Raw genomic sequence first — 13629 nt, forward strand, 5'->3', positions numbered from 1 at the left:
TGGCCAACTCATTTGAAAACCGCCTTGGCCTGACGCCGCGATTGGCTTCTGTTCTGTTGCAAGAACTGCGCATCCTGATTGAACGGTATAGGAAACCGTACAATTTCAAGCGCCCACAAAGCACCTTGGCTACCGACCACCGGCACCGGACACCATCGTCCGGACGGGCCAAACCCCAGTCGCGCACTAACAATCAAATCGGGACTACTTCAGGTGCGGCTGGTCAATCGATGCTGCCTCAAAGATAGCTGAACTTGGGGACCTTTTTCTTCCGATGATCATGCGGAACAAATTGCTGGATCCGATGATGTCGGCTCACGCTCTAATCCAGCGCGGCTACAACCTGTTATAATGCAGCGGCATAGACCTTTGAACACAACGAACTGTGTCAATCTTTCCGCTCGTTTATTGGAAAATATTCCTGCGCGTGAGATGGATGTGCGGGCAACCATGAAGGCGATGAGTTCTTCAGGCGTTTTGGAAGTTGCAAACCAGACCGAAAGGGAAACCCGACCAGAAAGTCGTTGGTTCGTCCTATCCTGTCGCACGCGTGCACGTTTTTGAAACTTGGAAAAACGCTCCGGTGTTTTCAGCTCACATCTTCTAATAGTGGAGGGAATTTCCGCTGACTGACGAGCGTAACGCATCTGGTGCAAGACCGGATGCCAAGTTCGGCTATTTCACAAACCAGCGAAAACTAGTGCGCAGCCAAGAATTCAAAAGCTGTAAATTTTCGCAGCGGAGGACCGCTACCGGCACTACCCCAGCTCGACGATTTGTATTTCTGCTTGGTGGTACCTTCTCATTTCTTGGATACTTCGTTTTCCTAGGACTACCGGTGGGCCAATTCAAAGCGTAGGATCATCTCAGAGGGAGCATTGGCGCTCGACACCATGCCCTTCGTTTTCGGGATAACTTTCCCTGGCGATTTGTGTCACGCGTTCCCTTTGAAATCGTGACTGAAAGTGCCCCAGCCTATCGTGGCTTGCCTCAATGCCTGCGAAGAAGCCTTCTATTAATCCGGAGCCAATTCGACAACAACTGAGTCACGCAATTACATTTATGCGCTGTGACCAAAATAGTTAACTAAGTGTCCAAAAAAGTTAACTCAGCTCACCAATTCAACGGCAGACTGAATCTCCAGGATGGAGACTTTTTGCCATGTCATCTTTGTCGCACGTTACAGCCGGCTACGATGTGGATCCGGCGCGGTCGAATTCACTTGTTGCTTCAGCTTATACGGATGCTGAGTGGTTTCGAGCGGACATTCAGTCGATTGTTGGTCGCACCTGGCAGTGGGTGTGTCATGTCGAGAAGACACGAAAACCCGGTTCATATGTGACCGCTGAGATTGCCGGCCATCCCATCGTGGTTGTTCGTGGACGTGATGGTATCCTTAGAGCGTTTTATAATGTCTGCAAGCATCGAGCACATGAGCTCATGTCGGGAGAAGGCACGACGACTCGGATCATGTGTCCCTACCATGCCTGGGTCTACAAGCTTGACGGCCAGCTTGCCCGCGCACCGCATACTGAAAACCTTCATGATTTTCACGTCGGTGAAATCTGCCTTGATCAGGTTAAAGTTGAAGAATTCTGCGGCTTTGTGTTCGTAAATCTTGATCCTGATGCTGCCGCACTTTCTGAACAGTCAGGAGACCTGGAAACGGAGATCCGCCATTGGGCGCCGGACGTCGATAAACTGACCTTCGGGCACCGGCTGACATACGACATCAAATCCAACTGGAAAAATGTCGTCGACAACTTTCTGGAATGTTACCACTGCCCGACGGCGCACAAGGACTTTTGCGATCTTGTGGACATGGACACCTACAAGGTGACCACGCATGGGATCTATTCAAGCCATATGGCCGATGCCGGTCAATCCTCCAACACCGCTTATAATGTTTCGAATGCCACGGTTCGCACGCATGCGGTTTGGTGGTTGTGGCCGACAACTTGCCTTATGCGTTACCCGGGACGGTCCAGCATGATTGTGCTGAATATCATTCCGGTCGGTCCGGACCGCACACTGGAAACCTATGACTTCTTCCTGGAGACCCCGGAACCAAATGAGATGGAACGAGATGCCATCCGCTATTTGGACGAAGTGCTGCAGGTTGAGGACATTGGCCTCGTTGAAAGCGTTCAAAGGGGTATGAGCACACCGGCTTTCACACAAGGACGGATCGTGCACGATCCTGAGGGATCGGGGAAATCCGAGCATGCGGTCCACCACTTTCACGGTCTGGTCCTAGACGCCTACACACGAGGTGCTGCGTGAACCGCCCCAACATTGTGGTGGTCATGGCAGACCAGTTAGCGCCCCACTTTACCGGAGCCTACGGACATCCCGTCGCAAAGACCCCACATTTGGATGCGCTCGCTAAGCGAGGCATGCGGTTTGATGCGGCGTATTGCAATTCCCCACTATGCGCCCCGTCACGTTTTGCGTTTATGTCGGGACAATTGATCAGCCGGATCGCTGCCTATGACAACGCATCCGAATTCAAGGCCTCAATCCCGACCTTTGCCCATTACCTGAAAGCCCTTGGATATCGAACCTGTCTGTCCGGCAAGATGCATTTTGTCGGCCCGGACCAGATGCACGGGTTCGAAAACAGAGTGACGACAGATATTTATCCTGCCGACTTTGCTTGGACACCGGATTGGGAAGCACCGGATGAGCGGATCGACAAGTGGTATCACAACATGCAGACCGTCAAGGAAAGCGGTGTTGGCCTGGCGACATTCCAGATCGACTACGACGAGGAAGTCGGTTTTGCGGCCCAGCGCTGGCTGATTGATGCCGCAAGAGACAAGGCGCAGGGTCTCGATGCCCCCTTTGCGCTTGTGGCCAGCTTCATCCATCCTCATGACCCTTATGTTGCGCGGCCGGAGTGGTGGAACCTTTATGACGATGTCGATATTGCGCTTCCGCATTTCACGCCTGCCCCGGAAGACCAGGATCCGTTCTCACGCCGCCTGATGGACGGCATCGAGGCGTCCTATGTCCCGCTGACGGAAGCGGAAATTCGCAAGGCGCGGCACGCCTATTTGGCGAATGTCAGCTACTTCGACAGCAAGTTGGGTTTGTTGGTTCAAACCCTTGAAGAGACAGGAGAACTTGAGAACACGATCATCGTCGTGACCGCGGACCATGGAGACATGCTGGGTGAACGCGGTCTTTGGTACAAGATGAATTTCTTCGAGCATTCCGCGCGCGTGCCACTGGTCATGGCAGGACCCGGCATTGTGCATGGACACGCGGAAAATGCCTGCTCCCTGGTCGATCTGCTGCCGACATTTCTTGAAATTGGCGGCGGTGAAAAAGACATGCTCGGAATGCCTATCGATGGCCGCAGTTTGTTGCCGCTGGCGCGCGGTGAACCGGACCCGGTCGATGAGGCAATCGGAGAATACTGCGCAGAAATGACGCCCTATCCCGTCGTCATGATCCGGCGGGGCCGGCTTAAGTACATCCATTGTGACGCTGATCCGCCCCAGCTTTATGATCTGAGCAAGGATCCGTTTGAGGCGACAAATCTGGCGAACGACCCCGCTTATGCCGAGGCAGCAGCGGAGTTCGCCGCGGAGGTCGCAAGAAGATGGGACGGCGACGATCTCAGAGCAAAGGTGGTTGCCACGCAAAAGGCGCGGCGCGCCTTGCATGCGGCTATGGAAGCAGGTGCAGGTGAGACCTGGGATTATGACCCGCCATCGGATGCCAGCCGCCAGTATGTACGCAATCACATGGACTGGACCGCTGCTGCCGGACGATATCGATTTCCTCCAACCACGGACAAAGACCCATGATGCTGACTGGCAAGACGGCCCTTGTGACCGGAGGGCGCGGAGGTATTGGACGCGCGATCGTTGCACGCTTCATCAAAGAGGGCGCAACGGTTTTCGCAGCTGATTTGACGCCTGGAGGGTCGCTGTCAAGCGATGCCGATGACGGCAGCACCTTTGTGAAGCTTGACGTCACGCTGGAGCAGGACGCGATCAATGCGATGGAAACCGTTGGTGCCCATGCGGGCAAGCTTGATATTCTCGTAAACGCCGCGGGTATCGAAATTGAAAAGACCATCGAGGAAACCACGCTGGAGGACTGGAACCGCAGCTTTGCGGTTAACGCGACGGGGACGTTCCTGACGTCCAAATATGCTTTGCCGCTGATGCGTGAGGCCGCCAAAACTGGGTCGAGCGCAAGCCTGATCAATTTCGGGTCCTATGATGGCTTCATCGCCGATCCGGGTCTCGCGGCCTATTGCGCGACCAAGGGAGCCGTCCATGCTCTGACACGCGCCATGGCCTGCGATCATGGCCCCGAAGGCATTCGGGTGAATGCAATCTGTCCGGGCTACATAGATACACCGATGTTGCAGAGTTTCTTCAGCGGCGAAGGATCCGGCGGAGCTGGTGGAAACATTGAATCATTGCAGCAAGCTGTCCGGGATGTGCATCCTCTGCGCACATACGGCACACCAACCGATATCGCCAATCTGGTGACTTGGCTTGCATCGGACGAGGCACGTTACGCTTCTGGCCAGCTTTGGGTACTTGACGGAGGTCTGTCTGCACAGGTGCAGCAGATGAAGTTGTAGTGCCGCGATCCGTCATCATAACCTGCGCGCCGACAGGCGGTATTCATACGCCGTCGATGTCGCCGTATCTGCCGGTCACACCTGCCGAAATTGCGACCGCTAGCATCGAGGCGGCGGAGGCCGGAGCATCAATTATCCATCTCCATGCACGCGATCCGGAAACGGGCAAGCCGGATCCGAGGCCCGAAACCTTCAAACAATTTCTGCCGGTCATCAAGCAGGCGACCGACGCGGTCGTGAACGTTTCAACAGGTGGCGGTCTCGGAATGAGCATCGATGAACGGCTGCTTGCGGCCACGGATGCCAGTCCTGAGATGGCATCGCTCAACATGGGGTCGATAAATTTCGGGATCTTCCCGATGCTTCAGAAATACCATGAGTTCCAGTTCGACTGGGAGCGCCCTTTTCTGGAAATGACCGAGGATTTCATCTTTCCGAACACCTTCCGGACCATCCGCTACGCGATAGAAAAGCTTGGTGGTGAGCATGGAACCAAATTCGAATTCGAGTGTTATGATCTCGGCCACCTCTACACCGTAAAATGGTTCGTCGATCAGGGACTGATCAAACCGCCTTTCTTTATCCAGATGGTCTTCGGAATTTTGGGTGGAATGGGCGCAGATATCGACAATCTCGTTCATCTTCACAAGAAAGCAAACGAACTGTTTGGTGCCGATTCCTACGAGTGGTCCGTTTTGGCGGCAGGCCGCCACCAAATGCCGTTCGCAACTCAAAGCGCAATACTTGGCGGCAATCTCCGCGTTGGTCTGGAAGACAGCCTTTTCATCGGCAAAGGTGAATTGGCGACGTCCAATGCACAGCAGGTAAAGCGCGTTCGTACAATCATTGAAAATCTGGGACTGACGGTGGCTGCCCCGGCCGAAGCACGCGAGCGTCTGGGTTTGAAAGGGGCTGACCGTGTCGGATTTTGAAGAGGACAGACCATGCAGACGAAACTGCTGATAAACGGCGAACTGGTGGACGGTGACGGCGAGGCGCGGAGTGTGCTCGACCCCGCAACAGGCAATGAAGTTGCCAAGGTAAAAGATGCCAGCCCCGAACAGGTCGTAGCGGCAGTTAGAGGTTCAGCGGAAGCCTTTGAAACATTCTCGTCGTCCTCGCCTGCGGAACGTTCGGCTCTTCTCCTGCAGATCGCGGATGCTATTGAAACCAATAGCCGGGAGCTTGCTGAGCTTGAAAGCCTTGATGTTGGCAAGCCTTGGCCATCGGCACATGACGACGAAATGCCTTTGACAATCGATGTTTTCCGTTTCTTTGCAGGCGCGGCAAGAACGATGACGGGGTCTGCGGCAGGTGAATATGTTGCCGGCCACACGTCCATGATCCGCCGAGATCCGGTGGGGCCGGTCGCGGCCATCGCGCCCTGGAACTACCCTTTGATGATGGCTGCCTGGAAACTGGCCGCACCTATCGCGGCCGGATGCTCTATCGTCCTCAAGCCGTCAGAGCTGACGCCCCTATCAACCTTGCGAATGGCAGAGCTTCTTAAAGACATCTTGCCAGCCGGGCTGTTGAATGTCGTTCATGGCCCAGGACCCACCGTTGGTGATCAACTCATCAACAGTCCTCAGATGGAAGCGATCAGCGTCACGGGGTCGCCTGCAACGGGAATGGCCGCGATGCGGGCCGCTTCCAATCAGATCCGGCATGTTCACTTGGAATTGGGGGGCAAAGCGCCGGTGATCGTCTTTGACGATGCCGATCTCGAAGCTGTTGCCGAGACCATTCGCTACGGCAGCTTTTTCAATGCGGGGCAGGACTGTGCGCAGCCATGCCGGATTCTTGTTGCCGAAGCCTCTTATGAGAAACTGCTGACTGCGATTGTCAACCAGGTCGACCAGATACAAGTCGGTGCCCCCAAGACAGAGGGTACGGAGATGGGGCCTCTTGTGTCTTCAGGTCACAGGAGCCGTGTGGCCGCCTTCGTGGACCGAGCGCGGTCTTCCTGCAAAGTGGTCGCTGGGGGCGAAAGCGGCGAGGGGAGTGGTTTCTTCTATAGACCTACCATTGTTGCAGATGCAGACAACAATTCTGAGATTTCGCGAAATGAAGTGTTTGGACCCGTCGTATCGGTCTCACGGTTTGGCGACGCTGACGAGGCACTGAAAACGGCGAATTCCGGATCTTACGGGCTGGCATCCTCCGTCTGGACAAAGGATGTCGGACTTGCAATGCGTATGACGTCGAAGCTGCGCTACGGTTTCACCTGGGTCAACACGCACGGTGTAGCGACACCAGAGATGCCGTGGGCTGCCATGAAAGGGTCGGGTACCGGCTGCGACATGTCAGTCTATGCACTGGACGCCTACACATCAATCCGTCACGTCATGGTAGCGCACTGATGAGGCTTTCAGGGAAGAAGGCTTTCGTTACCGGAGGACGGTCTGGCATTGGACGGGGTATCGTCGACACCTTTCGCGCCGAGGGAGCGGACGTTGTCGCCTGTGGTCGCGGGGAGCAGCCTGACGGATTTGAAGCGCGCTGGATTCGCCTCGATGTTTCCGACCCGAACGCTGTTTTTGATGCGGCAAGATCTCTCGGTGCACTCGATGTTGTGGTGAACAATGCAGGCGTTCAGGTCGAAAAAACGGTTGTGGACAGTTCCGATGAGGACTGGGACCAGGTTATCGGAACCAATGCACGCGGCGTCTTCAATGTTTGTCGGGCGTTCATACCGCAAATGTCTTTGGGCGGTTCAATCATAAATATCGGATCAATTTCCGGATCAGTCGCCGATCCATCCATGGCTCTTTACAATGCTTCCAAAGCGTTTGTGCATGGGCTGACGCGTTCGGTTGCCGTCGATCATGGTCCGGCTGTCAGATGTAATGCAATCTGCCCGGGTTGGATCGAAACAGGCATGCTGGAAGCCGGATTCGACCTCGCGATGGATCCGAAGAAGGCCGAGACTGATGCGATCGCACGTCATCCAATCCGGCGTTTCGGCAAACCATCAGACATTGCAGCGATGGCAGTTTGGCTTGCTTCTGACGATGCGAGCTTTGCTACGGGGCAAATGTTCACACTCGATGGCGGTATGACTGCTGCCTCACCGCTTAACCCTGGATTGTTCTAATGAAACGGATTTCCCATGTTGCCATTCTGGGGGCGGGCGTAATCGGCGCCAGTTGGGCAGCCTTGTTCCTGGCCTCCGGACGTAGTGTTTCAGTATTCGACCCAGACACAGATTCAGAAGGGAGCGTCCGGGCATATATCGAAAAAGCCTGGCCTGCACTTGAGAAACTCGGGCTCGTAGATCGGGCTCAACCTGATGCATTGTCATTTGCAAACACGGCCGCAAAAGCCGTTGAGGAAGCCGATTTCGTCCAGGAAAACGTTCCTGAACGTCTTCCTGTCAAACATGCTACCTATCGCGAAATCGAAGCGGCTTTGAAACAGGATACGATTGTTTCGAGTTCTACGTCCGGCCTAACGTTGGAAGCTTTGCAGGATGGTTGGAAAGACCCGGCTTGTTTTCTACTCGGACATCCATTCAATCCTCCACACTTGATCCCGCTCGTGGAACTTACCGCAAACTCAAGAACCGGCGCGAACGTTTTGGAGAGGGCGGAAACATTCTATCAGGACGTAGGGAAGGTCACGATACGCATAAACAAAGGCATGCCCGGTCACGTTGCCAACCGCTTGCAGGCCGCTGTTTGGCGGGAAGCGATTTATATGGCAATCGAAGGCGTTGCGAGTGTCGAAGATATCGATAAGGCAATGTGGGCTGGACCCGGTTTGAGGTGGGCCTCAATGGGGCCGACCATGCTGTTTCACCTTGGGGCGGGAGAAGGGGGGCTCCGGTCGTTCTGCGAGCACTTCAAGGATACGTTCAATGGTTGGTGGGACGACCTCGGTGACCCACGCTTAGACGACCAGATTGTCGAGCAACTCGTGGCTGGACTGGAAGAGCAGGCATGCGGACAAACTCCAGAAGATCTGTCGCGTGTTCGAGATAAAATGCTGGTGGCAATTCAAACTGCTACACGCGATTTACGCTAGTCGCCCAAATCTGAATTCGTCTCAGTATCATTGTGCTGGTGTGCTGTCGGACTGTGCATTGGCCAAGCCCTGAACTCAAAGGGCACACGTCCCTCGACGCGGTCCTTGTTGGGTGGCAAACCAAATTTTTGCTGATAAGAGCGACTGAAATGGACTTGGCTGTTAAACCCTGAGGCTGCCGCCACCTCACTGAGTTTCATCTCCGTTTGCGTAACCAGTCCGCGTGCACGGTCCAGTCTGATGTCGCGGTAGTACTCTACAGGCGTCTTGCGAACGAATTGAGTGAACAGACGACCCAGCTGCCGCTGCGAAATTGCTATGCGCCTGCAGATTTCTGGGATGGATATCGGGTCTTCGAGATTTGCTTCCATCAAGTCTATTGCTCTTCTAACTGTATTTGGCGTCACTTGTCCCGTAGGTTCGATCACCTTAGGATTCTGCGATCTGCCGGGTCCGCGTACGTCGTGATGAAACACATATCTTGCGGCCGCATTCGCAATACTCAATCCGCAAAATCTGTTCAGAAAGTACAACGCGGCATCGGAAGCCGCTGTCCCGCCACAGCACGTAAAAATTCTGCCATCAACAACAAAGAGGTCTTCCAAAACTGATGTGTTGGTCGCTGTTTCTTTAAGGGCATCGATATGCTCGTAGTGAACCGTTGCCCTCTTGTCGTTCAAAAGGCCGGCATTCGCCAAAACGAAAGCGCCAGTGTCAATTCCACCGATTGTCCTCCCATCGCGCGCCCACCGTTTCAGCGATGAAGTAATGACATCCGCATAGCTTTGTTCGGGCGTCCAGCTCGAACTGACCACGACAAGGTCGGCTTTTAACGAGGCGGCATCTGTCAATGCCTTTGTATGTACTTCGAGGCCACTGCTGGATGGTAAAAGTCCTCCTTGAGCCGAATAAATATTCCATTGGAATTTCGAAGACCCAATCAGGTAGTTTGCAGCTCGAAAGGGATCGATAAACGACATGGTCGCAGCAAGATTGAAGTAGGGTGTCGCAAGAATGACCAATTCCAAAACATAGATCCAATCAGGAGGCCAACGCCGCGTTTCTTGAACTATCAAAGTACCAAAAAGCGCGCTTACGGTGAAGTTCAACTGGCCAGCTTACATTAACCCAGGCTCAGACCGAGACATATCTCGCCCGCTATTTCTGTTTTGCCAAATGCCCTCTTTGAGTGAGTTGTCCCGAAGAGAGTGAAGGTCGCTTTCAGGCGGAACAAAATCCACAGGACTGACCTTGTAGCGCTAGTGGGGTGCGTCGACTGTGATCAGCTCCAGAAACTGTTGCAGAACAGGTGATTGATTCCGATCACCGCGCCACACAGCGCAAATTGGCGAGGAGTAGCGGAAAATATCTGACCGTAACTCCTTGAATTCGTAGAGCGCCTGGCTCGTGCAATGAGTTGGAAAAAAACCGAGATAAACCCCCGCTCCTACCAAAGCCAGTACAGCTTCGGTTTGAAAAACGATGGTCCCAACCGGGAAATTTTGTTTGAGGTTTCGTATTTTGTTGCTTTCAAAATAGCCGCGATAGACCAGCGCGTGTTCTAGAATTTCTTCCTGGCTCAGGTCTTTCCCGGCATCAAGCGCAACCGACATCGGGTGTTCACCGGCGCAAAATAGCCCCACCTCCTCATCATACAGGTGACGATACTTCAAACTGGGATGACGCTGGTAATCCGGCACAATTCCAAAATGCAGCTTCCCGTCGATGACTGCCCGCTCCACTTCAGCCGGTGTTCCAGTCATCAGGCTGACATCGACCTCCGGCGCATCGTCTTTGAAACGCCGTATTGCTGAGACCAAAGGATTGCGTTCGTCTGACAACGTGTAATCGATCATGCCTATGTCGATTTTCCCGACAAGCTGTCGGTTGATCGAAGCGACACTGGTGGCAAACTCATCGGCCGCGGCGAGGAGCCGCTCTATATGTTCCAATGCGATTTCGCCCTGTTGGGTAAGAGAAAAACCACTTCTTCCACGATGACAAAGTCGGATACCAAGGCGCGTTTCCAGATCAGAAATCTGTCTTGAAATCGTTGAAGCCCCAACGCCAAGCTCTGTTTGGGCCGCAGAAAGACCGGAGCACTCGATAACGGTTTTGAAGACCCGCATCAGACGAATATCTGCACCGCTAACGGTTCCTGAAAAAGCATTCTTTCGTCGGGCCATGGTTCAAATACACCTCAAAAAATCGCATGCATTTTTATGCAAGTATTCTTTGGATTGTTCAACTTTGTGACGATTAAAAACCGCATTATTCAGTTCCAAACATCTTGTTGAGGAGCGACATATGGTGAACCCAAAACTCGAAGCTCTCAGGGAAAAGTTCGGCAACGCCGATGGCGGGACATTGTTCACACCAAAGTATCAGAAGATCGCCTCGAAAATTTTCTCCGAAGGCGGAAAGCGACCAGCCCCTTATTCCGGAATTCCGACACTTCTCGATGCTCCGCAAGCGACTTTGGAACAGGCGAGCGAGCTTCAGGTTGCCCTTTACGGTGCGCCTATGGATCTGGGCGTTACAAATCGAAACGGCGCTCGTTTCGGGCCGCGAGCTTTGCGCTCCATCGAGCGCGTAGGCCCTTACAATGATGCTCTCGAAACAGCTCCATTGCACGAAATGGCTGTCGCTGATCTTGGCGATGTGCCCTTCAGCAGCCGGTTCGACCTTGGCCTAAGTCACGAAGAAATTGAAAATTTCGTGAGGCAGATTGTTCTTGCCGGGGCGATACCAATCGGTGTTGGCGGCGATCATTCCATCACGCATCCAATCTTGCGTGCGGTCGGCCAAAACGAACCTGTGGGCATGGTGCATATCGATGCGCATTGCGATACGGGCGGCGCTTATGAGAATGAGAAATTCCACCATGGCGGGCCTTTCCGTAACGCTGTGCTGGATGGCGTTTTGTCGCCTGAGCGTACGATCCAGATCGGTATTCGCGGTGCCGCCGGTTATATCTGGGAGTTTTCTGAAATGTCCGGCATGACGGTGGTCGAAGCCAAAGACATAACAGATGCAAATTTTCCGGACATAATTGAGAAAGCGCGTCAGGTTGTCGGAAGTGGCCCGACCTATCTGTCCTTTGATATCGACAGTCTGGATCCCGCCTTTGCCCCCGGCACCGGCACACCGGAAATAGGCGGCCTGACCTCGCGGGAAGCACTGCGTCTGATCCGCGGTCTCAAGGGCCTCAATTTCGTTGGTGGCGACGTTGTTGAAGTTGCTCCTGCCTATGATCAAAGCACCAACACTGCCCATGCAGGTGCTCAGATGCTCTTCGAAATCTTGAGCCTCATGCAGTTTTCACCCTCCCTTCCCAGGACACAAGGAAAAGACGTATGACCATCGAACGCTTTGAGAAAGGAAGCCGCATGAGCCAGGCGGTGGTTCATGGTAACACCGTCTATCTGGCAGGTCAGATTGGCGAAGGCCCGGACATGACACGTCAAACACAGTCCATGCTGGCCGAAGTGGATCGTCTCCTGGCATCTGTGGGAAGCAGCAAGTCCAGCATATTGTCCGCACAGATCTGGGTTTCCGACATGGGAGATGTTGACGCTATGAACAACGTCTGGGATGCATGGATCGATGTGCAAAATCCACCAGCGCGCGCTTGTGTGGAAAGTAAGCTCGTTTCGCCTGATTTCTTGGTCGAAGTCATGATTATCGCCGCCAAGGAATAGCGGCTCGTGGGGGCGCAAGGGTCGGAGTGTCGTTGACGCTTAGGCTTGGGGGACCCTTGTTTGTTGCGGTCGACGATTTCTTCCCGCGGCCTTTGCGGGACTACCCTTGCGACACGCGGTTGGTTGTGCCTTTCGCTGAAACGACAGAGCCTTGATTTTGGCTGGCCATTCAGACCAGCCTCACAACGGCTCTCCATGAAAAGCGCAACAATTCCTCTGTTTCTGCGTCTCTTCAGACTAGTCGACGGGAAAGACAGCTAATCGAGCCGGATCAGCAGTCAGGTGGACGAGATCTCCTACCTGGAATTCGCTGTCATCGGAGGCCGAACCGCGCACCCGGATTTCCTGATCCTTTACACTGACGAGCCACTCTTTGAAGGCGCCGAGATCACGGGCAAACACAACACGCCCGGTTGACCCCTCATTTGCCTGCGCTGGACGCAAGGAAATGTTCTCTGCTCGCACAGCAACGTTGACAGCTGTGCCGGGTTCATAGTCAGCCGCCGCTTTGAAGCTATTCCCAAAGATTGCCAGTTGCCTGTTCTGACCAATCTCGGCTTGAACAAGGTTTGCAGCACCAATGAAATCAGCCACCAGGCTGTTGGCTGGTTGGCGGTAAACTTGAGTTGGTGTGGCTGCCTGTTGAACCTTCCCGTGGTCCAGAACCACAAGTTCATCAGCCAGCATCATTGCTTCGGTTTGATCGTGCGTGACCAAAACCGTTGTAACTCCGAATTTTTGCTGCAACCTACGCAGTTCAATCTGCATGTTGTCGCGAAGTTTCGCATCCAGTGCAGACAATGGTTCGTCCAGAAGAAATAGCTTTGGTTTGATTGCGAGTGCTCGGGCAATTGCCACTCTCTGTCGCTGTCCGCCTGACAGCGCCGAAACGGTGCGATCTGCAATGTGGGGAAGCTCAACAACGTTGAGAAGTTCTTCTACACGTTCACGCTGTTCCTTTGCCGTCGTTTTGCGAAGTTTCAGCCCATACGCGATGTTTTCAGCGACACTCATGTGAGGGAACAAAGCAAGCGATTGGAATACCATTCCGAACCCACGCTTGTGCGGCGGCACTTCTGAGATATCGGCGCCATCCAGCAGCAAACGCCCTTCCGTGGGTTTTTCAAAACCAGCGATAATCCTCAGCAGTGTTGTCTTGCCGCAGCCGGATGGTCCCAAAAGACAGACAAACGATCCACGTTCAATCTTCAGGTCAACTCGATTAAGCGCAGTTACGGGCCCGAACGACTTTGAAACCGCCTCAATGTTCAAATGCGTATTAGTCACGTTGAGCCT

Annotated in this window: 12 protein-coding genes and 1 pseudogene; 9 read left to right on the top strand and 4 right to left on the bottom strand. The window is 53.9% G+C overall.

What is annotated here, in order from left to right; all coding sequences use genetic code 11:
• Window positions 1-1161 precede the first annotated feature (1161 nt).
• From FIV00_RS09120 to FIV00_RS09150, 7 genes are read left to right on the top strand one after another with little or no spacing between them, the layout of a single operon-like run.
• On the top strand, window positions 1162-2283 hold the full coding sequence (locus tag FIV00_RS09120; RefSeq protein WP_152500457.1) for an SRPBCC family protein: 1122 nt from the start codon (window positions 1162-1164) through the stop codon (window positions 2281-2283).
• The gene (gene betC, locus FIV00_RS09125; RefSeq protein WP_152500458.1) at window positions 2280-3815 is read left to right on the top strand and encodes a choline-sulfatase; all 1536 of its coding nucleotides are present in this window, start codon (window positions 2280-2282) and stop codon (window positions 3813-3815) included. The genes FIV00_RS09120 and betC overlap by 4 nt, the downstream gene beginning before the upstream one ends.
• Entirely contained in the window at window positions 3812-4606 is a 795-nt protein-coding gene (locus FIV00_RS09130; RefSeq protein ID WP_152500459.1) for an SDR family NAD(P)-dependent oxidoreductase, read from the top strand. Before betC ends, FIV00_RS09130 begins: the two co-directional genes overlap by 4 nt.
• A 56-nt stretch (window positions 4607-4662) precedes the next feature.
• On the top strand, window positions 4663-5538 hold the full coding sequence (locus FIV00_RS09135) for a 3-keto-5-aminohexanoate cleavage protein (protein ID WP_209006986.1): 876 nt from the start codon (window positions 4663-4665) through the stop codon (window positions 5536-5538).
• Between the two features lie 12 nt (window positions 5539-5550).
• On the top strand, window positions 5551-6969 hold the full coding sequence (locus tag FIV00_RS09140) for an aminobutyraldehyde dehydrogenase (RefSeq protein ID WP_152500461.1): 1419 nt from the start codon (window positions 5551-5553) through the stop codon (window positions 6967-6969).
• Window positions 6969-7703 carry an SDR family NAD(P)-dependent oxidoreductase gene (locus FIV00_RS09145; protein WP_152500462.1) on the top strand — a complete coding sequence of 245 codons (735 nt, stop codon included), beginning with the start codon at window positions 6969-6971 and terminating at the stop codon, window positions 7701-7703. The genes FIV00_RS09140 and FIV00_RS09145 overlap by 1 nt, the downstream gene beginning before the upstream one ends.
• Window positions 7703-8632, top strand: a complete 930-nt coding sequence (locus FIV00_RS09150; RefSeq protein WP_152500463.1) for a 3-hydroxyacyl-CoA dehydrogenase NAD-binding domain-containing protein — start codon at window positions 7703-7705, stop codon at window positions 8630-8632. The genes FIV00_RS09145 and FIV00_RS09150 overlap by 1 nt, the downstream gene beginning before the upstream one ends.
• Here FIV00_RS09150 and FIV00_RS09155 read toward each other — a convergent pair.
• From FIV00_RS09155 to FIV00_RS30535, 3 genes and pseudogenes are all read right to left on the bottom strand, one after another.
• Window positions 8629-9660, bottom strand: a complete 1032-nt coding sequence (locus tag FIV00_RS09155) for a GlxA family transcriptional regulator (RefSeq protein ID WP_209006868.1) — start codon at window positions 9658-9660, stop codon at window positions 8629-8631. The two genes, FIV00_RS09150 and FIV00_RS09155, sit on opposite strands and share 4 nt — an antisense overlap.
• 231 nt (window positions 9661-9891) lie before the next feature.
• Entirely contained in the window at window positions 9892-10584 is a 693-nt protein-coding gene (locus tag FIV00_RS09160; RefSeq protein ID WP_247649365.1) for a substrate-binding domain-containing protein, read from the bottom strand.
• A gap of 66 nt (window positions 10585-10650) precedes the next feature.
• A pseudogene (locus FIV00_RS30535) lies at window positions 10651-10818 on the bottom strand (LysR family transcriptional regulator); the annotation flags it as partial.
• A 121-nt stretch (window positions 10819-10939) separates the two neighbouring features.
• Here FIV00_RS30535 and speB point away from each other — a divergent pair.
• Both speB and FIV00_RS09170 read left to right on the top strand, forming a co-directional pair.
• Window positions 10940-11992 carry an agmatinase gene (gene speB / locus FIV00_RS09165; RefSeq protein ID WP_152500465.1) on the top strand — a complete coding sequence of 351 codons (1053 nt, stop codon included), beginning with the start codon at window positions 10940-10942 and terminating at the stop codon, window positions 11990-11992.
• On the top strand, window positions 11989-12333 hold the full coding sequence (locus tag FIV00_RS09170; RefSeq protein WP_152500466.1) for a RidA family protein: 345 nt from the start codon (window positions 11989-11991) through the stop codon (window positions 12331-12333). The genes speB and FIV00_RS09170 overlap by 4 nt, the downstream gene beginning before the upstream one ends.
• Window positions 12334-12570: 237 nt before the next feature.
• Here the strand turns inward: FIV00_RS09170 and FIV00_RS09175 are convergent, their stop codons facing one another.
• Window positions 12571-13620: an ABC transporter ATP-binding protein gene (locus tag FIV00_RS09175; RefSeq protein WP_152500467.1), complete on the bottom strand. Its 1050-nt coding sequence runs from the start codon at window positions 13618-13620 to the stop codon at window positions 12571-12573.
• Window positions 13621-13629 lie beyond the last annotated feature (9 nt).

The sequence above is a fragment of the Labrenzia sp. THAF82 genome (genome assembly GCF_009363435.1).
Classification (GTDB): Bacteria; Pseudomonadota; Alphaproteobacteria; order Rhizobiales; family Stappiaceae; genus Roseibium; species Roseibium porphyridii.